At 61.2% G+C, this 23,461-nt stretch carries 22 protein-coding genes; 13 read left to right on the forward strand and 9 right to left on the reverse strand.

All coding sequences use genetic code 11. The features are described from left to right. Positions 1-325 precede the first annotated feature (325 nt). Positions 326-1,321 (forward strand): catabolite repressor/activator, encoded by a 996-nt coding sequence (cra, locus tag REH34_RS11445; RefSeq protein WP_311971694.1) that lies wholly within the window; start codon positions 326-328, stop codon positions 1,319-1,321. A gap of 2 nt (positions 1,322-1,323) precedes the next feature. Further along, the gene (locus REH34_RS11450) at positions 1,324-2,136 is read left to right on the forward strand and encodes a TatD family hydrolase (RefSeq protein ID WP_311971695.1); all 813 of its coding nucleotides are present in this window, start codon (positions 1,324-1,326) and stop codon (positions 2,134-2,136) included. Here REH34_RS11450 and ampE read toward each other — a convergent pair. From ampE to REH34_RS11465, 3 genes are all read right to left on the reverse strand, one after another. After that, on the reverse strand, positions 2,130-2,966 hold the full coding sequence (gene ampE, locus REH34_RS11455) for a regulatory signaling modulator protein AmpE (RefSeq protein WP_226507373.1): 837 nt from the start codon (positions 2,964-2,966) through the stop codon (positions 2,130-2,132). The genes REH34_RS11450 and ampE overlap by 7 nt on opposite strands. Beyond that, a complete protein-coding gene (gene ampD, locus REH34_RS11460) occupies positions 2,963-3,526 on the reverse strand; it encodes a 1,6-anhydro-N-acetylmuramyl-L-alanine amidase AmpD (RefSeq protein WP_311971696.1) in 564 nt (187 codons plus the stop codon). The genes ampE and ampD overlap by 4 nt, the downstream gene beginning before the upstream one ends. Before the next feature lie 72 nt (positions 3,527-3,598). Next, complete coding sequence (locus tag REH34_RS11465; protein WP_311971697.1) at positions 3,599-5,806, reverse strand: DUF1631 domain-containing protein; 2,208 nt, start codon at positions 5,804-5,806, stop codon at positions 3,599-3,601. Between the two features lie 373 nt (positions 5,807-6,179). Between REH34_RS11465 and nadC the strand changes: the two genes are divergently transcribed. Beyond that, a complete protein-coding gene (gene nadC, locus REH34_RS11470) occupies positions 6,180-7,028 on the forward strand; it encodes a carboxylating nicotinate-nucleotide diphosphorylase (RefSeq protein WP_311971698.1) in 849 nt (282 codons plus the stop codon). Positions 7,029-7,238: 210 nt separating this feature from the next. Here nadC and REH34_RS11475 read toward each other — a convergent pair whose 3' ends face one another. Next, positions 7,239-7,460, reverse strand: a complete 222-nt coding sequence (locus REH34_RS11475) for a hypothetical protein (RefSeq protein WP_226507369.1) — start codon at positions 7,458-7,460, stop codon at positions 7,239-7,241. 182 nt (positions 7,461-7,642) lie between these two features. Here REH34_RS11475 and REH34_RS11480 point away from each other — a divergent pair, with 182 nt between their 5' ends. Beyond that, positions 7,643-7,837, forward strand: a complete 195-nt coding sequence (locus tag REH34_RS11480) for a hypothetical protein (RefSeq protein WP_311971699.1) — start codon at positions 7,643-7,645, stop codon at positions 7,835-7,837. Here the strand turns inward: REH34_RS11480 and REH34_RS11485 are convergent. Then, positions 7,823-8,086, reverse strand: a complete 264-nt coding sequence (locus tag REH34_RS11485; protein WP_226507367.1) for a hypothetical protein — start codon at positions 8,084-8,086, stop codon at positions 7,823-7,825. The genes REH34_RS11480 and REH34_RS11485 overlap by 15 nt on opposite strands. Before the next feature lie 115 nt (positions 8,087-8,201). Continuing rightward, entirely contained in the window at positions 8,202-9,251 is a 1,050-nt protein-coding gene (locus REH34_RS11490; protein ID WP_311971700.1) for a LacI family DNA-binding transcriptional regulator, read from the reverse strand. A gap of 222 nt (positions 9,252-9,473) precedes the next feature. On the opposite strand from REH34_RS11490, the gene REH34_RS11495 reads away from it, so the two are divergent. From REH34_RS11495 to REH34_RS11510, 4 genes are all read left to right on the forward strand, one after another. After that, positions 9,474-11,690: a TonB-dependent receptor gene (locus REH34_RS11495; RefSeq protein WP_409373284.1), complete on the forward strand. Its 2,217-nt coding sequence runs from the start codon at positions 9,474-9,476 to the stop codon at positions 11,688-11,690. Between the two features lie 156 nt (positions 11,691-11,846). Next, a complete protein-coding gene (locus REH34_RS11500; RefSeq protein WP_311971701.1) occupies positions 11,847-13,178 on the forward strand; it encodes an LLM class flavin-dependent oxidoreductase in 1,332 nt (443 codons plus the stop codon). A gap of 8 nt (positions 13,179-13,186) precedes the next feature. Then, complete coding sequence (mgrA, locus tag REH34_RS11505; protein ID WP_311971702.1) at positions 13,187-14,224, forward strand: L-glyceraldehyde 3-phosphate reductase; 1,038 nt, start codon at positions 13,187-13,189, stop codon at positions 14,222-14,224. An 11-nt stretch (positions 14,225-14,235) separates the two neighbouring features. Then, a complete protein-coding gene (locus tag REH34_RS11510) occupies positions 14,236-15,165 on the forward strand; it encodes a sulfonate ABC transporter substrate-binding protein (RefSeq protein ID WP_311971703.1) in 930 nt (309 codons plus the stop codon). Between the two features lie 43 nt (positions 15,166-15,208). On the opposite strand, the gene REH34_RS11515 is transcribed toward REH34_RS11510, so the two are convergent. Then, complete coding sequence (locus REH34_RS11515) at positions 15,209-15,610, reverse strand: cupin domain-containing protein (protein WP_311971704.1); 402 nt, start codon at positions 15,608-15,610, stop codon at positions 15,209-15,211. 105 nt (positions 15,611-15,715) lie between these two features. Between REH34_RS11515 and REH34_RS11520 the strand changes: the two genes are divergently transcribed. The 4 genes from REH34_RS11520 to REH34_RS11535 all read left to right on the forward strand — a co-directional run bounded on the left by REH34_RS11520 (position 15,716) and on the right by REH34_RS11535 (position 19,615). Beyond that, positions 15,716-16,195, forward strand: a complete 480-nt coding sequence (locus REH34_RS11520; RefSeq protein WP_226507360.1) for an OsmC family protein — start codon at positions 15,716-15,718, stop codon at positions 16,193-16,195. A 131-nt stretch (positions 16,196-16,326) separates the two neighbouring features. After that, positions 16,327-16,947: a hypothetical protein gene (locus tag REH34_RS11525; RefSeq protein ID WP_311971705.1), complete on the forward strand. Its 621-nt coding sequence runs from the start codon at positions 16,327-16,329 to the stop codon at positions 16,945-16,947. Positions 16,948-16,957: 10 nt separating this feature from the next. After that, the gene (locus tag REH34_RS11530) at positions 16,958-18,202 is read left to right on the forward strand and encodes an AAA family ATPase (protein ID WP_226507358.1); all 1,245 of its coding nucleotides are present in this window, start codon (positions 16,958-16,960) and stop codon (positions 18,200-18,202) included. Between the two features lie 3 nt (positions 18,203-18,205). Then, positions 18,206-19,615 carry a hypothetical protein gene (locus tag REH34_RS11535; RefSeq protein ID WP_311971706.1) on the forward strand — a complete coding sequence of 470 codons (1,410 nt, stop codon included), beginning with the start codon at positions 18,206-18,208 and terminating at the stop codon, positions 19,613-19,615. A 489-nt stretch (positions 19,616-20,104) separates the two neighbouring features. On the opposite strand, the gene REH34_RS11540 is transcribed toward REH34_RS11535, so the two are convergent. Then, on the reverse strand, positions 20,105-20,776 hold the full coding sequence (locus tag REH34_RS11540) for a hypothetical protein (RefSeq protein ID WP_311971707.1): 672 nt from the start codon (positions 20,774-20,776) through the stop codon (positions 20,105-20,107). A gap of 213 nt (positions 20,777-20,989) precedes the next feature. Here REH34_RS11540 and REH34_RS11545 point away from each other — a divergent pair, with 213 nt between their 5' ends. Further along, entirely contained in the window at positions 20,990-22,612 is a 1,623-nt protein-coding gene (locus tag REH34_RS11545; protein ID WP_311971708.1) for a methyl-accepting chemotaxis protein, read from the forward strand. Positions 22,613-22,989: 377 nt separating this feature from the next. Here the strand turns inward: REH34_RS11545 and REH34_RS11550 are convergent, their stop codons facing one another. Then, on the reverse strand, positions 22,990-23,268 hold the full coding sequence (locus REH34_RS11550; protein ID WP_311971709.1) for a DUF3077 domain-containing protein: 279 nt from the start codon (positions 23,266-23,268) through the stop codon (positions 22,990-22,992). Positions 23,269-23,461 lie beyond the last annotated feature (193 nt).

The following is a 23,461-nucleotide window of genomic DNA, read 5'->3' on the forward strand; positions in this document are numbered from 1 at the left end:
CAACTGGGTAGTCTGTACCGACGCTTTCGTCATTGGACGCGAAGGGGCCAGTCACCTTGCTCAAAATCCTCAAAATTTCCGCAGCAATCGTTCAGGATAGGTCTCAGACCCCGGTCGAAGCAGATTTACCGCATGGAGTCGTCAGCTGAATCGTTTAATCTAGAATGACAGGCACGTTACTCGATAATCTGCGTGCAATGAAGCCCTTCCTGTCGCCCAGCGCTGCAAAAAACAGGTTGAACTGCCGCTGGCACTGCGGATCGGTAACAATAGAGTCTAGGCCGACGCTTGTGTCGTCTCGCTCAGCAGAACAAGGAAAACTCGGTTGAAACTCAGCGATATCGCCCGCCTGGCCGGGGTCTCAGTCACTACCGCCAGTTATGTCATCAACGGCAAGGCCGAACAACAACGCATCAGCGCCGCCACCGTCGAGCGTGTGCGCGCGGTGGTCGACGCCCATGGCTTTACGCCCAACCCCCAGGCGGCCGGCTTGCGCAGCCGCCACACGCGCACGCTGGGCTTCATCCTGCCTGATCTCGAGAACCCCAGTTACGCGCGGATCGCCAAGATCCTCGAGCAGCGCGCCCGCGCCAAGGGTTATCAACTGCTGATCGCCAGCTCCGATGACGACCCCGCCAGCGAGCGCCAGCTGCAGCAGTTGTTTCGCGCCAGGCGGTGCGACGCCTTGTTCGTGGCCACCTGCCTGCCCGCCGAAGACGACAGCTACCAGTTGCTGCAAAGCAAAGGTACACCGGTGATCGGCATCGACCGGTGCCTCGATCCGCGGCATTTCTGTTCGGTCATCAGCGATGACCGCAACGCCAGCCTGCAACTGACTCGCAGCTTGTTGCACCCCGCGCCGCGGCATATCGCGCTGATCGGCGCGCGGCCAGAGCTGAGCGTCAGCCAGGAGCGGACCTGCGGCTTTCAGGAAGCCCTCGAAGGCTTCGATGGCAACGTCCTGCTGCAACATGGCGAGGCCTTCAGCCGTGAATGCGGGCGGCAGTTGATGAGCGACCTGCTGCAACATCTGGGGCAACTACCGGATGCGCTGGTGACCACTTCCTACGTGCTGCTGCAGGGGGTGTTCGACATCCTGCAGGGCCTCAAGCTCGATACGCAACCGCTGCACCTGGCCACTTTCGGCGACACGCAACTGCTGGATTTTCTGCCGTTGCCGGTCAACGCCATGGCCCAGCAGCACGAGCTGATCGCCGAACAGGCGTTGGCACTGGCGCTGGCAGCCATCGAGCAGAATACCTACGACACGGGCGTGCACGCGATTGCCCGGACCTTCAAGCAGCGCATTGCCGAGGCCTGAGCATGCGCCTGATCGACACCCACACCCACCTGGATTTTCCCGATTTCGACGCCGATCGACCCGCGCTGCTGGCCCAGGCGCAAGCCTTGGGGATCGAGCGTGTGGTCGTGCTGGGCGTCGAGCACGGCAACTGGCAACGGGTGTGGGACGGGGTCAAGGCCGATGCTCGCCTGTGTGCCGCGCTGGGAATGCATCCGGTGTATCTCGATACGCATCGCCCGGAGCACTTGGAGCACCTGCGCGAGTGGCTGGAACGTCTGGCCGGTGATCCGCAGCTCTGCGCGGTGGGAGAATTCGGCCTGGATTACTATTTGCCCGAGCTCGACCGCGAACGTCAGCAGGCGTTGTTCGAAGCACAGTTGCAGCTGGCCGCCGACTTCGAGTTGCCGGCATTGCTGCATGTGCGCCGCAGCCACGCGCCAGTGACGGCCGCGCTCAAGCGCTTCAAGCTCAAGCGCGCGGGGGTTATCCATGCGTTTTCAGGCAGTCGGGAAGAAGCGCGAGAATATCTGAAGCTGGGTTTCAAGCTGGGCCTGGGCGGTGCAGCGACCTGGCCCCAGGCGCTGCGCTTGCGCAAGGTGATCGCCGAGTTGCCGCTGGACAGCGTGGTGCTGGAAACCGACTCGCCGGACATGGCCCCGGCGATGTTTTCAGGGGTGCGCAACAGCCCGGTGCATTTGCCGGCCATCTGTGAGGCCCTGGCCGAGATCATGGGCTGTACGGCTGACGCGCTGGCCGAGGCCAGTAGCGCCAATGCCTGTGAGTTGTTCGGCTGGGATATTGAAGCTCCCACAGGGAGCTCGGCGGGTCAGTAAAACAGGGTCCATAGCGCGAACGCGGCGTACCACAGCACCGCCGAGCGCAGCAGCAGTTCCCATAGGCTGGCCAGGCTTTCGACGCCTTCGGCACCTACCTGCGGTGCCGACAACTCCCCCGCTACCCGCCCGGCTCGGGCAATGAAATCCCAGGCGCTCAGGTGCCAGTTCAGCAACTCGTGGAGCATCACCCGGCTCACCGCCAGGAAGTTGCCCACCATCGCAAAGCTCGCCGCCAACACCCGCACTGGCAGAAAATCAAAGGCATGACGCAATTGCGCGGCGCGCTCGACCAGCGCCGGATTGCGCCCTTGCTCGGCGATCAACGCCAGCAGGCGATAACTCAGCGCCGCCACGGGCCCCAACAGGAAATACCAGAACACCACGGCGAAAAAACTCTGGTAGGCGTGCCACAGCAGATGGTTCTCGACCCCTTCGAGCAGGGCTTTCGGGGTCTCGGCCACCAACCCCAGGTCGCGCTCGGCCACATGCACGGCGGCTTGCTCATCGCCCCGGCGCCAGGCGTCGCGCAACGGCCCAAGGGACGCCTTGATGTCGCCGCGGCCGAGGCTATAGACCACCACCAGCAAATGCACCGGCAAGGCCAGCAAACCGTAGGCCACCGGCTTGAGCACCAACAGCAGCAGCCCCAGCAGTACCGCCGGCAGCAGCACCAGAATGATCAGCAGCAACCAGGGCCGAGCCGCCAGACTGCGTTGCACTTCAAGACGCGCCAGCTCGCCGAGGAAAAACCCGTCACGCTGGAAACGCTGGCGCAACGCAGAGAACTTCTCGATCAACAACACCAGCAACAACACCAGAAAACTCATTTTACATCCTCTTCGGCACGCAACCCGGCGCGATAGCGCGCCCAGTCGAAGGCACTGCCTGGATCGGTCTTGCGGCCTGGGGCGATATCGCTATGACCGCAAATTCGCTCCACAGTAATGGCCGGCCAGGCCCCCTGCAACTGTCGGGTCAAGATGATCAGCGCCTGGTACTGCGCATCGGTGAATGCCAGGGTGTCGGTGCCTTCCAATTCAATCCCGAGGGAAAAGTCGTTACAGCCCTCGCGCCCGTTGAACAACGAGACACCCGCGTGCCAGGCCCGTCCCAGGCAGGAAACGAACTGGGTGACCCCGCCGTCGCGCTCGATCAGAAAGTGCGCCGACACCCGCAGGTGGGCGATCTGCGCGAAGAACGGATGCTCGCTGTGGTCGAGCTGATTCTGGAAGAACGGTTGCACCTTGCCGGTGCCGAACTGGCCCGGCGGCAGGCTGATGTTATGAATCACCAGCAGCGAGATTTCGCCTGCAGGGCGTTCATTGAAATTGGGCGAGGGGCAATGCTGCACACCGGCGCACCAGCCGGTGGTAGGGTCCAACTGCATGGGCTTACCTTGAACGCGGGGCGACCGGGAGAGTATGCCGGGAAGCGTAGCCCCTGTGCAGCTGCGTGTGTATCAAGCCTTGAGCTTGCGCAGATTGCTGACCACCGAATCCAGCGCGCGGTCGAACAACAGGGTGTCGTCCAGGACGCGCACGTGGCCTTCGTCAAACTCCAGCGCCAGCTGAGTGCGGGTGCGTTCCAGGACTTTCATGCCGGTGCGGTTGACGAAAATGTACTTGCCGGTGGACTCGATGATGGCCGTCAGCTTGCAGCGCAGGGTGAACTCGTCATCTTCGCGGATTTCGATCCAACTGCCCAGGCGCAGCTTGTCGACCTCCACCAGCCCGGCATCGTCATCGGCCAGGGCGATTTGCGCGTCGGCCGCCAGCGTCTCGGTGCCTTCGAGCACGATCTCTTCGAGTATCGCGACCATGGGCGGATCGTCGTGGGCAGCCGCCGGGTCGATGCTTTGCAGTTCACGCTGAAAGGCCTGCACATGCAGCGCTTCGAGCTGGCTGAAGAATTCGCCGGTGGCGAACGGGTCGAACGCCGAGCTGGTCAGACCGTCTCGCAGAGCCTTGAGCAAGCCCGGTACGAGCTCCAGCAGGCGCATGCGCGCGGCCGGTTCGTCATGGGGCTCGACGCTCCAGATCAAGTCGTCCATGGTGCGCAGGCCGCTGGCCCATTCAGGCGATTTGACGCCGTGCTTGAGGCACACCAGCAGCAGGACCTTGCTCCATGCCTCTTCCAGCAAACGCACCACCACCTCGGGTAGGGTCTTGCCGAACAATCGCTGGTTCAGCTCGACCTGCACCAGGCGCCGTGCAAGGTCGGCCTTGGCCCGACCTTCTTCGGCATCGCGGGTACGTTGTTCGAGGAGCTCGCTGCGACGGCGCTCGTCGGCGCTGAAGGCGAGAAAATCCACCAGCAGCTCGGAAAACAGCGCCGGATCATCGACAAAATCATTGAGCAGGCGCTGGACGATCTGCTCGATGCGCATATAGAGGCTGTCGCGCTGGTGATCGTCACGCCCACCCCAGCCCATCGCCGCCGAAGCGATTTCGTTGAGCAGACGGCGCGCGGGATGGCTGCCGCGGGAGAAAAAGCTCTTGTCCAGCACCGCCACCTTGAGCATCGGAATCTGCAAGCGGCCGATCAGCAACTTGAGAGAATCCGGCAGGCTGCCGTCGTCGAGGATGAACTCGAACAGCATGGCGATCAGATTGATGACGTCTTCGTCGACCACCCCCACCACGCGAAACTTGCCGCTCTTGACGCTGACCCGGGTCAGCAGCTGTTCGAGCTGAGACCGCAGGTCGAAATCGTCCTGGTGCGCGAGCGCGTTCGGCACGTATTGCTGCAAGTGCGACAGCAGGCGCATGAGGTCGTTGGTGGAGATGGGCTGCGGCTCGCTGTGGCTTTCCATCTTCGGCGCGACAGTGCCACGCAGGCCGTGAATCAGATCCTGCAGCGCGGTGAAGACTTCCTGCACCGCCTGGTCCGGCGGCGGCTGGGGTGCGCCACCGCTGGTGGGGATGTCGTTGTTGCTGCGCGGGCGCGGTGGCGGACGATCTTCGGCTCGGCGAGTCGGCGCAGCTTTGAGCTCTGGCAGAATACCGGTGGCGATGAGCAACTGGTTGGCGTCACCGTAGAGTTTTTCGGTGTCGCTCAATACGTACTTCTCGAACAGCTTGAGAATGATCAGCTTGACCTTGATCTCCACCCCGAGATTACGCCCGGCCTGCAGGAAAAAATCGCAGAGCATCGCGGGGCCCATCGGGTTGGTGGAGTCTTCGAGACGGCGCGGTACCAGCGTATTGAGGCGCGTGGTGAGCTGGCCTAGCGCAAACCCGTCACGCGCAAACACCTTGCCGACCATGGCATCCAGGGCGACAGTGCGCTCCAGTTCGTCGTTGGGCACCAGTGCGAGCTTGTCATAGCTCATGGCCGGGGCTGGCTCGTGAGCAACATCATATTGACCGATACGAACGAAGGCTTCATAGAACTTGTCCAGAAACCCTCGTTCGATGCTCTTTCGCTTGAGGCGCAAGTCGCGCATGGCTTCGAAAAAGTTGTTTTGATCGACGTTGTTCTGGGCCTTGTCGGCCATCTCGAACAAGGTATCGTCGGCATTGTCGAACAATGCCTGCAGGGCATGCTTCAACTGTTGTGCGGCTTTATCACGCACCTGCAGAAGGACCACAGGCAAACGAGCAAGCGGCGCACTAGCTGCCTGTTCGGCTGCTTTGTTCAATGGCACCACTTTACCGTCGTTCTGCATGCTTGCCCCCTGCCAGAGTAAATTCGGAACCCAATATGAGAGATCGTTCACTGCAAGCCCTGGCATCCACGCACCGCGCACCTGCTGAGCACTCTTTGGCAGAGTTGAACAGCAAAAGTTCACGGATCATGGAAGAAACGTCAAAGACGTGACGTCAATAACTAGGCGCGCATTATTATGCTAAATGCCTGTGGCTTGCCAGTGCCTTCACTGCAAAGGACACCTGCTGAGTGATAGACCACAAAACAAAAATAAAGTTGATCGAATACCGACCAAAGGCACGATTTTTTCCGGCGCATAGTGGCCATATGCCAAAGGTTACCTCCCTGCAGTTTGCTGCCTATAATCGCCGCACTTGTTCAGGGAGCCCGCCATGCCGAATCTACGCCTCGCCGACCTCACCGCCGAAATCGAAGCCAATGTGCGTCGCGCATTGCTCGAGGACGTCGGCAGTGGCGATATCACTGCTCAGTTGATCCCCGCCGAGCGCCTGGCCAAGGCCACGATCATCACCCGAGAAGACTGCACCATCAGCGGTACTGCCTGGGTCGACGCAGTATTCCGCCAGCTGGATCCGCGTGTTGCGGTGCACTGGCAGGTCAGTGACGGCCAGCGTGCCACGGCCAATCAACCACTGTTCCACCTCGAAGGCCCGGCACGTTCGCTGCTGACCGGCGAGCGCACGGCGCTGAACTTCCTGCAGATGCTTTCGGCCGTGGCCACCCGCGCGCAGTATTTCGCCGACAAGGTCGCCGATACTCAGGTGAAATTACTCGATACCCGCAAGACCCTGCCCGGCCTGCGCCTGGCACAGAAATACGCCGTCACCTGCGGCGGCTGCCATAACCACCGCATCGGCCTGTACGACGCCTTCCTGATCAAGGAAAACCACATCGCGGCCTGCGGCGGCATCGCCCTGGCGATCAGCGCCGCCCACCGCATTGCCCCAGGCAAACCGGTGGAAATCGAAGTCGAGAGCCTGGCCGAACTGAAGGAAGCGCTGGATGCCGGAGCCGACATCGTCATGCTCGACGAGCTCAGCCTCGACGACATGCGCGAAGCGGTGCGCCTCAATGCCGGCCGCGCCAAGCTCGAAGCCAGCGGCGGCATCAATGACAGCACCCTGCGGGTGATTGCCGAAACCGGCGTCGATTACATCTCCATCGGTGCCATGACCAAGGATGTCAAAGCCGTGGACCTGTCGATGCGCTTGAGCCTGTAACGCAAATTGGGCCTGAGAGCCGCCCCCCGCCTCAGGCACTCCTGCTTACTGCTTGCGACACCGCTGGACAATCGTGGTCGTCCTGATAGCGCGGATATTGCGGATATTGCGGATCAGACAACACGACCAACCTGGACGGCATCGCTGCTATTTCTGCAGGCTGCTAGGTACCGACTATTGATCGATCTTGATCGCCATGATGTGGCGCGCTCAAGCACTCCCCCACATCAGCAGAGCAGCGATCGCGAACAAGCCTACCGACACTGCCGTCGACGCCCGTCCTACCCACTGGATGGGCTGGCGGCAGTCATGCCACCAACTGTGGTCAGGCTGCGCCTGAGCGTGCAGTTCCATGAACATCGCCGTCAATCCCACCAAGGGAATCGCCAGCCCCAGCGCCAGATAGCGGGTCAAGGTGTAGGTCGTTTCCATCGATTGCGTCCCCTGCACGTTGTTGTGCTCTGGGGACTTAGTGCGAGGCTCGGGAGGAAAGTTTCCGGAGGCGACGAATGGTGGCCTGACGCGCTTGATCGGGTGACGCTAACGGGCAATCCAACCGCACTCCTCCCCCCCAGCGCAGTCCCACTGTTTTTAGGACCTTCAAGGGTAGGCAGATGGCAATTTCAGTGAAGAAACTCAGCGGCGATGAAATCCCGGAGCATCTGCGCGCACAGGACCCGACAGCCGACGTGGTTTTCCAGGTCGAGGGGGCAGATGGGCAAATCCATTATCGACATACGGATGTGGCAGCGGCGGCGTTGGCGGTGGAGCTGAGCGAGCAGGAGAAGCACGACTCAGGCGGTGACTAGCAACCAGGCTTCGACGACACGGTGGTCCAGGTCTTCCCAATCAGCCATACCGATCACGCGGGTGGTATTGAGGCCACGCAGATAGCCTCTCAGTTGCTGCCCGGCCTCTTGTCGGGCTGCAGGTTCGGCCAGTTCGTCGTGCAGGACACGTTCATATTGCTCGAGATACTCATCGACCCGATCACGGTATTCAGGCAAGACGGCTTCACGAATGCGGTCGAAGGTACGGCGTTTTTGCGGCGCGTTCACATTGGCCTCTCTTGGGTGGTGGCGGGAAGCTGGTCTGAGTGTAGAGCAACGATGGCCGCGTCCGAAAGAGGCTTGAATCTATAGCCGCTATTGGTCTTTGCAATACGCCTGCCCGTCAGCAGCTCTCCCGCTCTATCACCTCGCAACCCAGCAGATTCAAACGCCGCACCTCCCCTTCAAGCGCCAGCACGCCGAGGCTTTCCAGCACCCGGGTGGCCGCCAGCACGCCAATCTCCAGCGCCGGCGGCTTGAGGGTACTGAGGCTCGGCATCAGCATCTGCGCGAAGGGGAAATCACCAAAGCCCAGAATCGCGCAATCGCCAGGAATGCTCAGACCCGCACGCTGCCCGGCCAGCAAGCCGCCGGCGGCGAGGTTGTCGTTGGCGAAGATGATGGCGTCCGGCGGCTCGGCACTGGCCATGAGTGCCTGCATCGCCTGCTTGCCGGCTTCGAGGGGAGGATTGGCGGCATCGGGGGTGAACACCTGGGGCGTCAAGCCGAACTCGGCCAGCGTCGCGGCGTACCCCTCGCTGCGCTCCACTGCACTGAGGTCGCCAGGGGCACTGTTGAGCACATAGGCGATACGCCGATAGCCCTTGGCATACAGGTAGCGCGCGCTCTGAACCCCGACTTCATGGTGGGAGAAGCCGATCTGTACCGGCGCGCGCTCGGGTTGATAGTCCCAGGTTTCGATCAACGGGATGTCGGCCTGGGCGAGCATCTTTTCCGTGGCGGGCGAATGAAAGTGTCCTGTCACCACCAAGGCCGCCGGCGACCAGCCTAGAAAGGCCCGCACTGCGCTTTCTTCCTTGTCCTGATCGAAATAGCTCGAGGCCAGCAGCGTCTGGTAGCCATGGCGGCTCAGAGTATCGCTGAAGCCCTGCAGGGTATTGGCGAAGATCGGCCCGGAGATGTTGGGCACCACCATGCCGACGATACGCCCGCGCGCCGACGCCAGGCCACCCGCCACCAGATTGGGCACATAACCGAGCTCGGCTACCGCTGCGGCGATCTTCTCGCGTTGCTCGGGCGAGACCTGATCAGGCTGATTGAAGTAGCGCGAAATCATCATCGTCGACACCCCCAGATGCGCCGCCACGGCGGCCAGGGTAGTGCGCCCGGCCGAACGCCGCTTGCTGCGCGGCGGGCCTTTGGAATCGCTCAAAGGGATGCTCCTGCGGTATTGAAAAAAGGCATAAGAAGGTAATTTTTGATTATTTGACGATCTATCCAAGAGTTGATGATACTTGCACCGTTAGCGCTAACGAAGTGTTTTATCGCTTGCTACTCGCATGAGCGAATGCCGCCGAACACTCCATGCACTCTATCGCTGCAGCGGTCGCAGAACCGTAGCAGTTCGGCACTCACCCAAGCGAGCATCAAATCCATGCATCAACACTTCGGGGACACACTCAAACCCGCCCAGCTGGCCCAGGCCGTTGCCGCCGCGCTGACGCTGATCAGTCTGCCGGGCTACGGCACCGACAGCAGCGACGGCCAGTCAGTATCACTGCAAGCCGTCACCGTGACCGCGACCCGCCGCGAGGAATCGCTGCAGAAAGTCCCGGTGGCCGTCACCGTGGTCGACGGCGAACAGCTGGAACGCGACAACCGCACCGATATCGCCACCATCGCCCAGCAGATACCGACGTTGAATTTCCGAACCAACGCCTCTAACAAAGACACCTCGCTGTTCATTCGCGGCGTCGGCACCATCTCGACCTCGCCCGGCGTCGAACCGACCGTGGCGACCGTGGTCGACGGCGTCGTCTATGGTCGCCCCGGTCAGGCCACTCTCGACCTGCTCGACCTGGAGCGCATCGAAGTGCTGCGCGGCCCCCAAGGCACGCTGTTCGGCAAGAACGCTTCGGCCGGCGTGCTCAACGTCATCACCAAAGCGCCCAGCGCCGAAACCCACGGCTACATCGACCAGTCGTTCTACACCGGCACCGAAAGCCGCACGCGCTTCGGCATTGGCGGCACCTTGGTGCCCGATGTGCTCAGGGGCTCGCTGACCGGCCTGGTGGGCAGCTACGACGGCAACGTCGACAACAAGGCCAACGGCCAGGAAGTCAACGGTTACAACCGCAAGGGCCTGCGCGGCAAGCTGGAGTTCACGCCCAACGAAGACATCAAGCTGACGCTGATCGGCGACTACATGCAAAACCACAGCGACGCGCCCAACGGCGTGATCAGCCAGTCGCTGACCCCGGCCTTCGCCAACGCCCTGTCGCCGGTGACCGCCAGCAACGGTAACCGCAATATCGTCAGCGACTACCGCAGCCACGTCGAGGACACCAACAAGGGCCTGTCCGCCCAGCTCGACTGGAACCTGGGTGATTACACCCTGACCTCGATCACCGCCTGGCGCGGCTGGGACAACACTCAGTGGCAGGACGGCGACCGCCTGGCGACCATCAGCACAGCGTTCCCCGGCACCGAGGACAAGGGCGACCTGAGCTACGACCAGTATTCGCAAGAACTGCGTCTGGCATCGCCCAAAGGGCAATTCCTCGAATACGTCGGCGGTCTGTTCTACATGCACGGCAAGGACGACGAGACGTACAGCCGCACGCTGCGCACCACCACGGCGGTCAACCGCGGCGTCGCCAACTACAGCACCACCAGCGACAGCTACTCGGCGTTCGGCGAGACCACGCTCAACTTCACCTCGCGGCTGCGCGGTATCGCCGGCCTGCGCTGGACCCACGACCAGCTCGAGTACGATCACCGCCGCGTGTCGACCTCGGCCACCACCGTCAGCGGCATTCAGCCGAGCACCAGCAGCTCCGGCTCGGTGGACGAAGACGGCTGGTCCGGGCGCCTGGGCGCGCAGTTCGATCTGACCGACACCGTCATGGCCTACCTGACCTACTCGCGCGGCTACAAGGGCCCGGCCTACAACGTGTTCTTCAATATGCAGCCGCGCGACACCGGCGCGCTCAAGCCCGAGACCTCGAACAACTGGGAGCTGGGCCTCAAGGCGACCAGCTTCGACAACCGCCTGACCACCAACCTGGCGGTGTTCCACAGCGAATACGACAACTACCAGGCCAACTTCTACGACACCGTTGCCGGCCAAGTGGTGACTCGCTTGATCAATGCCGGCAGCGTCAGTACCGAAGGCGTCGAGGCCGACTACGCATTGCAGGCCAGCCGCAACCTCAAACTCTCCGGCGCGCTGGCCTATACGCGCGCGCGCATCGACAGCTTCACTTGCCCGGCAGGCGCGGCGGCCTCGTGCAACGTCAACGGCAAGACCCTGCCCTTCAGCCCGGACTGGAAAAGCTACGTGCGCGCCGACTACAGCATCCCGCTGGACAACGGCCTGGATGTCGAGCTGAGCACCGATTACAACTGGCAGAGCGAAGTGCAGTACGACATCAGCCAGAACCCCGACACCAAACAGGGCGCCTATGGCATCTGGAATGCCAGCGTCGCCTTGGCCGATTACAACAACGGCTGGCGCGTGGCATTGTTGGCGAAGAACCTGACCGACAAGTCCTATTCGCCGCTGCTGGCCAGTGGCACCGGGTATATCTACCGGGCGGTGGCGCGCGATGATCAGCGGTATTTCGGGGTGCAGTTGCGCAAGGATTTTTGATGGGCTGAAGGCCAATAGGGAGATGTCGCCTGATCCGGCCTCTTCGCCGCCGAGCGCAACCTTGCTTCCACAAGATGTATTGGCGGATACCTGTGGGAGCATGGCTTGCCCGCGAAGACGCCCGCCGCCACACCGCACACTTACAAGGACACCGCTATGACCACCGCAACACGACAACTCAAGCTCGGCGCCTTCCTGATGGCCACCGGGCACCACGTCGCGGCCTGGCGGCACCGCGAGGTCCCGGCCAACGCCGGCCTGGACTTCAAGCACTACAAGCACCTGGCGCAAGTCGCCGAGGCGGCGAAGTTCGACGCGCTCTTCATCGCCGACAGCATCGCTGCCGCGACCGGCGACATCGCCAGCCACATGGCCCGCTCTGACTACTTCGAGCCCCTGACCCTGCTCTCGGCGCTGAGCGCCGTCACCGACCGCATCGGCCTGATCGCCACCGCGACCACCACCTACAACGAGCCCTACCACGTGGCGCGCAAGTTCGCGTCCCTGGACCACCTCTCCAGCGGCCGCGCAGGCTGGAACCTGGTAACTTCGGATGCCGCCGCCGAGGCCCTCAACTTCGGCCGCGACAGTCATGTCGGGCACGCCGAGCGCTACGCCAGGGCGCGGGAGTTTCATCAGGTGGTCACCGGCCTGTGGGACAGCTGGGAAGACGACGCTTTTATCCGCGACAAAGCCAGCGGCCAGTATTACGACCCGGCCAAGCTGCACGTGCTGGACCACCACGGCGAGCACTTCAAGGTCAGAGGTCCGCTCAACGTCGCCCGCGCGCCTCAAGGTCGGCCCGTCGTCGTGCAAGCCGGCTCTTCGCCCGTCGGCCTGGAACTGGCGGCCGAAACGGCCGAAGTGGTGTTCACCGCGCAAACGTCACTGGCGGCGGCGCAGGCGTTCTATCTCGATCTCAAAAGCCGCATGACGCGCTTCGGGCGTGATCCGGACGCGTTGAAAATCATGCCCGGCGCGTTCGTCGTCGTCGGCGACAGCACCGCCCAGGCGGTGGAAAAATTCGAGCAGTTCCAGGACCTCGTCGAACCCGAAGTCGGCGTCGCACTGCTTGGGCGCATGCTCGGCAACTTCGATCTGTCCGCCTACCCGCTGGACCAACCGCTGCCCGATTTACCCCTCACCGACAGTGGCCAGCAAAGCCGCCAACAACTGCTGATCCAGCTGTCCCGTGATGAAAATCTCAGCCTCGCGCAACTGGGCCGCAAGATCGCCGGCGGCCGCGGTCACTACAGCCTGATCGGCACCGCCAGCGATATTGCCGACCAGATGCAGGCCTGGTTCGAAGGCCGCGGCGCGGATGGCTTCAATATTCTGGTACCGCACCTGCCCGGCGGCCTTGAGGATGTCGCGCACCACGTCATTCCTGAACTGCAGCGTCGCGGATTGTTCCGCCATGACTACACTGGCACCACGCTGCGCGACCATCTTGGCCTCGCGCGCCCTTCTTTCACTGCCCACAGGTAAACCGCCCCATGACCTATATCGCTGCCGAAAATCGCTACGAGAATATGCCCTACCGCGCCGTCGGCCGCAGCGGCCTTGTCCTGCCCGCGCTGTCGCTCGGCCTGTGGCATAACTTCGGCGACAGCACTCCCATCGACACTCAGCGTGCCATGCTGCGCACCGCCTTCGACCTGGGCATCAACCACTTCGACCTCGCCAACAATTACGGCCCACCCTACGGCAGCGCCGAAACCAACTTCGGCCGCCTGCTGCAAGAAGACTTCAGCCAGTACCGCGACGAACTGATCATCTCCACCAAGGCCGGCTGGGACATGTGGCCCGGCCCCTATGGCCAGGGCGGCGGCTCGCGCAAATACGTGCTGGCGAGCCTCGATCAAAGCCTCAAGCGCCTGGGCCTCGATTACGTCGACATCTTCTATTCGCACCGCTTCGACCCGCTTACCCCGCTGGAAGAAACCGCCAGCGCCCTGGCCACTGCCGTGCAGCAGGGCAAGGCGCTGTACATCGGTATTTCCTCGTACTCCGGCAGCAAGACCCGCGAAATCGCTGCGCTGCTGCGCGAGTGGAAAATTCCGTTGCTGATTCACCAGCCGGCCTACAACCTGCTCAACCGCTGGGTCGAAAAAGACCTGCTCGAAGCCACCGCAGACCTCGGCGCCGGGGTCATCGCCTTTACCGCCTTGGCGCAAGGCCTGCTGACCGACAAATACCTCAACGGCACGCCCAGCGACGCGCGGGTCAACCGCCCCGGCGGCGGTTCGCTGCAAGCCAGCCACCTGTCCGACGCCAATCTCGCTCACGTGCGCGCCCTCAACGACATCGCCCAACGTCGCGGCCAAAGCCTGGCGCAAATGGCCCTGTCCTGGACCCTGCGCGACCCACGGGTGACCTCGGCGCTGATCGGCGCCAGCCGCCCGGAGCAGATCATCGAAAACGTCGCGGCCCTGAACAACCTGAGCTTCAGCGCCGAAGAGCTGGCTGAAATCGATCGTTTCGCCGTCGAGGGCGGCATCAATCTGTGGGAAAAACCTTCCAGCGCTGAGTAAGTGAGAGCGTCATGAACATCGTCGTCAAAGCAGTTGCCAGCGTACTTGCGCTGGCCTTTACCCTCAGCGCCTGGGCGGCCGATCCGGCCACCCTGCGCATCGGTTATCAAAAGGGCTCGATCGCCCTGGTGCTGGCCAAGGAGCACGGCCTGCTGGAAAAGCGTTTCCCCAATACCCAGGTCAAATGGGTGGAATTCCCCGCCGGGCCACAGATGCTCGAGGCCCTGAACGTCGGCGCGCTCGACGTCGGCTCCACCGGCGATATTCCACCCCTGTTCGCCCAGGCCGCTGGGGCCGAACTGGTGTATATCGGCGCAGAACCCGCCAAGCCCCAGGCCGAAAACATCCTGGTGCGCAACGACAGCCCGCTGCATGACGTGGCGGAGTTGAAGGGCAAGAAGGTCGCGTTCCAGAAAGGCTCAAGCTCCCACAACCTGGTACTGCGCGCGCTGAACAAGGCCGGGCTGAGCTACAAGGATATTCAGCCGGTGTACCTCACCCCCGCCGATGCCCGTGCGGCGTTCGAACAGGGCAGCGTGGACGCCTGGGCGATCTGGGATCCCTATGCGTCACTGGCGTTGAGCGAGGGGCATGCACGGCTGCTGGCCGATGGCACGGGGCTAGGGTTGTCCGGGCCGATCTACACGGCGCGCCGGGCTTATGCGCAGGACCATGGCGACTTCGTCCATGCATTGCTGGGCGAGTTGACCGCGGCCGAGGCGCTGACGCGCAGCCATCGGGACGAGAGCATCAAGGTGCTGACGCAGTCGATGGGATTGCCGCAGGGGATTATCGAGCGGTATATGGACAACCGCCCGCCTTCGCCGATCTTGCCGATCGACGATGGGGTGGTGAAGGCGCAGCAGGCGACGGCGGATCTGTTTTATGGGAACGGGTTGTTGCCGAAGAAGATTGTGGTGGGGGATGTGGTTTGGAAGTGAATGCGAAAAACGCACCCCGCCACGCCGAGATTGAAGCTTCGTCTTACTGAATCACCTGCGTCAACGGCTTGCCCACCTCGGTGATATAGGTCGAAACGATTTCCGTCTCCTGCGGCCCGTTCTTGACGATATGCGGAGCATTGGCCGGCGTCTCGAAGGTGTCGCCAGCGTGCAGCACATGCTCCGGCTGGCCATCGATCGCCACTGTCACCGAGCCACGCACCACATAACCGGACTCCAATCCAGGATGGGTGTGATGCGGTGAATTAGCATTGGCCGGCAGCACGATGCGGATCACGTTGACTTCATAGCCGTTGGGATAGGCCACATGCTGCAGCGTCGTGCGCGAGCCCTTGGACGGCGCGCTGGCCGGTGTGGCGCAACCCGCCATGGCGGCGATGATTGCCAGGACAGCGCAGGCTTTGATGGTGCGACCCAGTTCCATGGTGTTCCTTTCTTTGATAATGGCCGAGAGAATCAGGCAGGATATCGCCTGGAATCATCATGGCAACAGCTTGTTACTTGTCGGTAGCAATCACAGGGAGGATCCATGGCCAACAAAGAACACCACTACCAGGTTCACGTCATCTGGACCGGCAACCAAGGCACCGGAACCGCGACCTATCGCGGCTACAGCCGGGCGCATGAGATTCAGGCCCCAGGCAAGGCGACGATCGAAGGATCGTCCGACCCCAGCTTTCGTGGCGATCCGGCGCGCTGGAACCCGGAGGAATTGCTGCTGGCGTCGTTATCGGCGTGTCACAAGCTGTGGTACCTCGGGCTGTGTGCCGAGGCAGGCATTGTGGTGGTGGAATATGAAGACCACGCCGAAGGCACGATGATTGAACAAAGCGATGGCGCCGGGCAGTTTACCTCGGTGGTATTGAAGCCCAAGGTGGTGCTGGCGCCGGGGGCGGATGTCGACAAGGCGAAGGCGCTGCATGGGGTGGCGCACGAGAAGTGCTTTATTGCGCGGTCGGTGAATTTTGCGGTGGGGCATGAGGCGCAGGTCATCAACCAATACCCTTGATGCAGGGCGTTTCACCGCCCTCTACCAGCGTGCATCAGGAAGCCAGACAGTAAAACCTTATGATCGCGGACCCGCTGCCGGTACATCCAGAAGTGGTTAAATACCGAAACGTATATTCAAGGACGATGTTGATGGCCGGCAAGCATCTGGAACCTGTTCCTCAATCCTCAAGCACCACCATCATCGCCCCACGCGTGAAGAAAGGTCTCCCCAAGTTTCGCCTCGCGATCATTGCCGCCCTGCTGGTCCTGGGCGGAGGTAGCCTTCTGACGGCCTGGTGGCCGGGCAGCTCCGACCACGTATCGAACGCTACCCGCAACGAGTTGCAAAAATCCTTCGCGACCCTGGCGCCCCTGCAACTTGAACCAGTTGCACCTCAAGACATGGAGCGCGCGCTGGATACCATGCACCTCGACACACCTCAGCGCGCCCAGCTGCGTGCCGCCGTCACGTCGTCACTGGCTACCCGCCAGACCGATCAGACCCGTTTGGTATGGGTTGAGGTCTGGGATTTCGCCTCAGAAGATGGCGATGTCGTCCATCTCGCCTCTGCCGGATTCAGCATCGATTGCAACTTGCTCAACGCGCATCAGCGAATCGCGATACCGGTGGACGCTACACACCGCTTGACCGTGACAGGAGCAGTCGATGGCGGGGGCGGCATCACCCTGGGCATCCATACCAACACCGGGCCGGTCTTACTGCCAGTGCTCGCCCCTGGGCAAACGCTGCAGTTGCCACTTGGGATTTAAGGAGCAAACCATGCTCAACCGATTGCCCCGCTACATGCCGCTGATGTTCGCGCTGATGGTTTTCGTGATGCTGTTCCAGTTCATCGAGACTCATTGGCCGAAACCGGCCGCCGTCGCGGCTTTCATCGCCTCATTGCACGGTATCGGCTGGTACCTCTGCGCGGCTGCCCTACTCGGCTGGTTCCTGCTTATCCTGGGCTGGCTGCACGCGACCGACCGACTCCCCACCCTTTTCAAGACAGGTGCGCTTATGGACATTCTCGACAGACTCACCAACAAGCAGGTGCTGGAAGAGGGTATGGAAAAACTCGACTCGGCCACCTTCATCGATGCGAAAAGCCTCGCTGCAGCACTCAAGCTTAGCGTCGTCGGACAAAACGCCGTCTGCGATGACATTGCCGCACAGATTCGTCGGCGCCTGGCACTGTCGCAACGCGGCAAGCCGGTAGGCGTGTTCCTGCTCGCAGGGCCGCCCGGCACTGGCAAGACTTATCTGGCTAAAGTCCTCGCCAAGGAACTGGAGCGGCCGCTGCTCCATTTCGACATGAGCCAATTCGCCTCCGGCAGCCATTCGCTTTCGCAGTTGCTGGGCATGAACAAGGGCTACGTGGGCTCAGACACCTACGGCAAGTTGACCGCAGGCTTGCTGGACTCGCCGAATGCTGTCGTGCTGTTGGACGAAATCGAGAAGGCCCACCCTGATGTGCTCAAGGCATTTCTCACGGCCTGGAACGACGGTTTCATCACTGAACGGTCCGACGGTCAGCAGATCGCTACCACGCAAGCCATCTTCATCCTCACCACCAACGCGGGCACTCAGCGCCTGGCGGAAGTGTCGACGCAGTTTGCCGCCGACCCCGACAGTTTGCGCGACGCGGCGGTAAACACCCTGCACGATGCCAACTTCGCGCCTGAAGTGCTCAACCGGATCGACCGAATTTTTGTATTTCAGCCTTTTCAGGGACTCGATATCGCTCGAGTCTGCGCCCTCGAAATAGAAAGCATGATTCATGGGTACGGACTGCAAGTGGCTGAACAGGGCATTGATCCGAATATCATTCTGACGCTGATGGCGCGCTATCAACGGCAGAAACGCTCGACCTCTTCGCGGGACCTCATCCGGGCCATCGAAGAGCAATTGGCGGACTCGTTGATCGAGGCCAAGAAAGCCGGGCAGCTACGCGTCGAGTTACACATGGACGAAGAGCAGCAAGTGGCGGTACGCCCCCCGCTCGCCACCCCTTCACGAGGCTAGACGATGGGCGATGCTGACAGCCTGTGGCATGACGCGCCGGCATGGCGCTGGGTGTTCTGCTGCACCGTGCTAATAACGGCGTTATGCATACTCGCAGCACCTTGGCGCCTATCACCTGCTCCACTGACTGTGGGGCAGTACCAGGCGCCTGCGGCCGCAATTGCCCGTGTGCAGACGGTTTCCGCCAGCCAGAACCGCCAATCGCCCCGCGATCCCGCTTTTGACCGCCCCGTGACCATCGCTGCACAGACCTATGGCAGTGATGTCGAGATGCACGTCGTCGGTGTCTATGGGCCGGCGACATCCGGCCCGCAGCGTATCGAATGGATGCAGGCCTGCAAGGCGGTCATGGGCACGCCGCAGATGATCGACTGCAAACGGCAGTTCGAAAATGCGCACGCCGATTACCGCACTATCAATGTCGATGTCGAACGCACCACCGCGCCCATGGTGCTGGTGTTGATGGCCTATGAGGCGGTCAGCTGGAAAATCGCCGTGCGCCCAGGCATCGACCTTCGCAAAGTTATCGTCGCCGGCTACTCCGGCCCCGACATTCAAGGTGTCCCCAGCGGTGTGCCGGTCGAAGTCTACAGCCATGACCTGTCCCCATGCGGCAACTGTTCGCGCCAGCCGGGCGGATTCTGGGCATACGATGCCAGCAGGCCTGAATACTCAAGCGCCATGCTTCGGCTCAGATCATTGACCGGTCTGGAGCCCACCTCCTTCCAAGGGGGCTATCAGGGCGATCACTTCACCATCCAGCGCTGGCTGGGCAACAAGCAAACCGCCGTAAAGAATCCCACCGCGGATAACGTAGTCGGCAAAGTAGTCAGCAACTTCATTGACTTGGCAGGCAAGACCTTGCCGCTTCCCGACGGCGCCTGGGAAGTGCTAGCCACCGACAACACACCCTCGCCACGCGGCCAGGATCGAATGCTGGTGCTCGCGCGCAGCGACAAAGGGCGGCTTCTGGAATTGATGGTCACGCACCTTGAGACAGCCACCGACAACAACGGCTTTCCCGCCTATGGCGCCTGCAGTCAGCCCGCCGACTATACCGCCCGAGTGGAACTGAACCAGCCCCGAGGGCTGCAACAGTGCTACTGGGTCAATCACAGTGAGGCCCCCTGGCAGCAACCCGTCTATCGCGCCGCCGCCAGCCGCCTGAAGGACCGGGGTTTCAGCGTGCCTGACTCGGCGCTGGTCAGCGGTTTTCACAAGGCCACCCGCGACTTTTCAGTGACCACGCAGTACTACGCGTTTTCAGATCAACAGCCGGCAGGGACTGTGGATTGGGTGAGCAACCCGTGGAATCCGGTGCAGATCAAAAATTTCGATTCGATTCAGAAGTTTGTGAAAGCCCGTGTGGATTGGGCGATTGGGTGGTTCATGTTGGTTAATGCGATGCGTTGAGGAGAGTAGAGTACCCCTACTATCGGCGCGCCGGGAACCTGCATGAAGTGATCGCCAGGACAGCAGTCGGCGCCCATGCGCCGCGTATCCAAGGCGCATTTATTTTTCCAGTACTCCCCGATGGGAAAAACAGATGAGATGGAAAGACCTGTTGATCTGGACACCCTCAGCTCTGTTCCTGGCTTGGTGGCGCGTGTCCCTCTGGGTACATGATCGCCTGGGTTGCCATGGCGGCAAAAGTATCTCGTCAGCCTGTATGTGGAACGGCACGGACATACAAGGCTGGATCGGCGCAGGAATGTTCTTCGGGATGGTGTTCTTCATCGTATCTACACCGATAACCGCGATCATCCAATTGGAGATATGGATGCGCCGCTTGGAAAAAAAGCTGGCTTCGCGTGTTGCTCGGACATAAGGCGATGGGCAGGTGACTTTCCAGTTCGGAGCCGTCACGTGTGCCGGTTGAGCTACCAGCGCATAGCTGGACGCTCAGAACCACCGCCCAAACGCTCCACGCCCTCGCACGATGCGCCATATCAGCCCCGTACTGACCAGCGCTGCAACTATCAGCATCAGCAAGTCATGGGAAAAGTAAATTCCAAACTCGAGCGGCTGATGTGCCCAACCGAGCGTTTGCAAAAAGGGCTCCCGACGGGATCCAGTGTTCCATACAAACTGCAGATCCGCCCACGCCTTACTGACATCTTTAAAGGTGTCGAACGTGAGCGGCACTGAAACCAGCAATCCGAACGTGGAATACATCTTCACCCGATACTCGGGGATGCGCACTTTCTCGATGGCGGCCAGTGGGTCCGGGGAGGCTTTCCATTCTTCAGGCAGAACAATCCGGCACGCCTCGGGATTTTTCCTGGCGCACCATACCGACACCGTATCGCCCACAGAAAAACGCACGACAGCCTCTCGGAGCCTGTAGTCGTCACTGCGATCCAGCGTGTCTGCCCAGGATTTATGAAACCGCGAGCCGCCCACTGAATAGCTGAAGGTCAGTAGCGGGAGCCCGGCGGTTTTACCCTCCAGATACGTGATCCGACCATCGACCGTATAGCCGTCCTTGGGACGCCTGCGTGCAATGCCCAGCCATATGGTCACGACGCAGATGATAACGGGGGAGAAACCCAAGATGATGTCGAGAACTTCCATGCGCGTTCGCTGAATAGATGGCTTGATCGAAAATGTCGGCGGCGGTAACAAAAGCTTGAGTTCCAGCCCCTATATTCGACGAAACGGCTAAAGACTTTCAGCGCCCAGCCGACTAGATATTGTGGTGGTCTGACACGACTGCCTTGCAGATCACCCCAAGATTTCTTGCCCCAAACGACTGCCCAACGCACTCCCAGCCCGAGCGAAAAACCCATGTTTTTGAGAAATATAAAAATCGCCGCCAGAGCCTTCATCGGCTTCGCCGCTATCGCGCTGCTGAGTGTGTTCCTAGGCCTGTTCGCGTTGAAGCAGATCAACGTAGTCCAGTCCGAAGCCTCAGACATTCAGAACAACTGGATGCAACGCGTCCGAATCCTGGCACTCGCCAACGCCTCGCTCGATCGTTATCGCCTGGGGGAAATGGCGCACATCCTGTCGTCGGCCGATGCGGACATGCAGACCTACGAAGATAAATCCGCCGGCCGCCTGAAAGCCGTCAAAGAACAACTGACCCAATACGCCGCGCTCCTCACGACCGCCGACGAAAAGTCGCGCCTCGATGTATTCAACCAGAGCCTCGACGCCTACGCGAAGAACCACACCGAAATGCTCAAACGCTCGCGCTCCGGCGACAAAGCCGGTGCCGTGGACTTCCTCAACAGCATTCGGCCAAGCTATGAGCAGATGACCAAGAACTTCGATCAATTGATCGAGTTGGCCAACAAAGGCGCAGAGCAAGCCGGCAAGCAATCCGTTGACGCTTACCAACACGCCGTCAGCGGCATCGCCATCGTTATCGTGCTCGTGAGTGCCGGTACCATTCTGGTGGCCTGGCTGCTGACCAAAAGCATTACCGGCCCCATCATCGAAGCGGTTCACGTGGCTGAAACCATTGCCAAGGGCGACCTTACCCACCCGATCAATCCCACCGGCAACGACGAAGCCACGCGCCTGCTGCGCGCCCAGGAAACCATGCGCAACAGCCTGGTGCAGACTCTCAAGCAAATCACCGGCTCATCCAACCAGCTCGCCGCCGCCGCCGAAGAACTCAATGCCGTGACCGCCGAGGGCAGCCGGGGCTTGCAAGAGCAACACGGTGAAATCGAACAGGCAGCCACGGCCGTCACCGAGATGACCACCGCCATTGAAGAAGTCGCACGCAACGCCGCATCGACCTCCGACCTGTCCCAGGAATCACGCAGCATCGCCCTGAAAGGCCAGCAGCGCATGGTCGAAGCGTTGAACGCCATCAGGGCGCTGACCCGCGGCGTGGAAGTCAGCTCCGGGCAGGTCGGCGGCCTGGCCACACAAGCCAAGGATATCGGCAAAGTACTGGACGTTATCCGCACCATCGCCGAACAAACCAACTTGCTGGCCCTCAACGCCGCCATCGAAGCCGCCCGCGCGGGTGAGGCCGGCCGTGGTTTCGCCGTGGTCGCCGACGAAGTGCGCGCCCTCGCCCACCGCACGGCGCAGTCGACGCAAGAGATTGAACAGATGATTGGCAGTATTCAGGCCAACACCGCCAGCACCGTGAATACCATGCTCGATAGCAGCAATATGACCCAGCAGACGCTGGAGTTGGCTGAGCTGGCGCAGAAAGCGCTGACCGATATTCTGGCGGCTAACGATGAGATCAATGACCGGAATCTGGTGATTACTACGGCGGCGGAAGAGCAGGCACATGTGGCTCGGGCGGTGGATCAGAACTTGTTGAATATTCAGCAGTTGTCGATTCAATCGGCGGAAGGGTCGACGCAGACCACGACGGCTTCGCAGTCGTTGGCGAGTCTGGCTTATGAGTTGAATACGATGGTGAAGCATTTTCAGATTTGAGGTGAATGGCGGGTCGCCTCGTACTGGAGTGAAATTACTGTAGGAGCAAGGCTTGCCCGCGAAGAGGCCGCCGGCTCCCGCTGCGATCCAGCAAATCAATTTGCGCCTGCGCTACAACACGAACGACAAAACTGTGGCCCGCGGCTTGTTTACTCTGCCAGTTTGCCGTCGTGTACAACGTCGGGTGGATAGTGCGGCCGAGCAGTCATTCGACGGCCATCAAGACGGTCCCAGAATGGGAACGATAGGTCCCAAAATGGGACCTATCAATGACTGGTCGGGAATACGACTGGAGATAGCACTTTTGCCATGAGCGCAGGATTACTCACGGCCCAAGGCCGCTATCCGATTCGGGACTCAGTCGGGTCAGGTCCAGTCTACATACCGTCATCGAATTGATACGTGGAGCTCAGTGCATCGACGACCGCCTTTGCGCTGGCAAGCGAGTGGTGGACCAGCCAGGCCTGGTTGCCCTGCAGAGGCTTGCCCATGGCCGCCTCCTTTACCGCGTCCAGGACGCTGGCGATCAGGTCGGACGCTTGGTTAAGCGCGCACTCACCACCCACCCCGGCGTTAACGGCGAACACGTAGCTCCTTTCGCCATCTGAGCCATAGTCTGAAAATTTTTGCTCGGTAGTGACCAATGGTTTGTTCATTGGGTGCCTCCGAGGCTTGCCGCTGCGCGCGGATTGGCCAGAGGGCGGAAAAACTCATTCGAGACGTTGCCAGGAAGGCAGGCTAGAGAAAGAGATAAAACATTATTGGTCATCGGTGTAGCTCCTAGAGTTCAAGAGCTGCCACGGTTCGCCGTCAAACGAATAAGGGTGGCAGCTGTGCGCAGGTTGACGG

The organism is Pseudomonas baltica (assembly GCF_031880315.1).
In the GTDB taxonomy this organism is placed as follows: domain Bacteria; phylum Pseudomonadota; class Gammaproteobacteria; order Pseudomonadales; family Pseudomonadaceae; genus Aquipseudomonas.

Coding starts and splice junctions, on each gene's coding strand:
- REH34_RS11450 (WP_311971695.1), top strand. CDS start 1,324: ATGCGCCTGATCGACACCCACACCCACCTGGATTTTCCCGATTTCGAC.
- ampE (WP_226507373.1), bottom strand. CDS start 2,966: ATGAGTTTTCTGGTGTTGTTGCTGGTGTTGTTGATCGAGAAGTTCTCT.
- ampD (WP_311971696.1), bottom strand. CDS start 3,526: ATGCAGTTGGACCCTACCACCGGCTGGTGCGCCGGTGTGCAGCATTGC.
- REH34_RS11465 (WP_311971697.1), bottom strand. CDS start 5,806: ATGCAGAACGACGGTAAAGTGGTGCCATTGAACAAAGCAGCCGAACAG.
- nadC (WP_311971698.1), top strand. CDS start 6,180: ATGCCGAATCTACGCCTCGCCGACCTCACCGCCGAAATCGAAGCCAAT.
- REH34_RS11475 (WP_226507369.1), bottom strand. CDS start 7,460: ATGGAAACGACCTACACCTTGACCCGCTATCTGGCGCTGGGGCTGGCG.
- REH34_RS11480 (WP_311971699.1), top strand. CDS start 7,643: ATGGCAATTTCAGTGAAGAAACTCAGCGGCGATGAAATCCCGGAGCAT.
- REH34_RS11495 (WP_409373284.1), top strand. CDS start 9,474: ATGCATCAACACTTCGGGGACACACTCAAACCCGCCCAGCTGGCCCAG.
- REH34_RS11500 (WP_311971701.1), top strand. CDS start 11,847: ATGACCACCGCAACACGACAACTCAAGCTCGGCGCCTTCCTGATGGCC.
- mgrA (WP_311971702.1), top strand. CDS start 13,187: ATGACCTATATCGCTGCCGAAAATCGCTACGAGAATATGCCCTACCGC.
- REH34_RS11510 (WP_311971703.1), top strand. CDS start 14,236: ATGAACATCGTCGTCAAAGCAGTTGCCAGCGTACTTGCGCTGGCCTTT.
- REH34_RS11515 (WP_311971704.1), bottom strand. CDS start 15,610: ATGGAACTGGGTCGCACCATCAAAGCCTGCGCTGTCCTGGCAATCATC.
- REH34_RS11520 (WP_226507360.1), top strand. CDS start 15,716: ATGGCCAACAAAGAACACCACTACCAGGTTCACGTCATCTGGACCGGC.
- REH34_RS11525 (WP_311971705.1), top strand. CDS start 16,327: ATGGCCGGCAAGCATCTGGAACCTGTTCCTCAATCCTCAAGCACCACC.
- REH34_RS11530 (WP_226507358.1), top strand. CDS start 16,958: ATGCTCAACCGATTGCCCCGCTACATGCCGCTGATGTTCGCGCTGATG.
- REH34_RS11535 (WP_311971706.1), top strand. CDS start 18,206: ATGGGCGATGCTGACAGCCTGTGGCATGACGCGCCGGCATGGCGCTGG.
- REH34_RS11540 (WP_311971707.1), bottom strand. CDS start 20,776: ATGGAAGTTCTCGACATCATCTTGGGTTTCTCCCCCGTTATCATCTGC.
- REH34_RS11545 (WP_311971708.1), top strand. CDS start 20,990: ATGTTTTTGAGAAATATAAAAATCGCCGCCAGAGCCTTCATCGGCTTC.
- REH34_RS11550 (WP_311971709.1), bottom strand. CDS start 23,268: ATGAACAAACCATTGGTCACTACCGAGCAAAAATTTTCAGACTATGGC.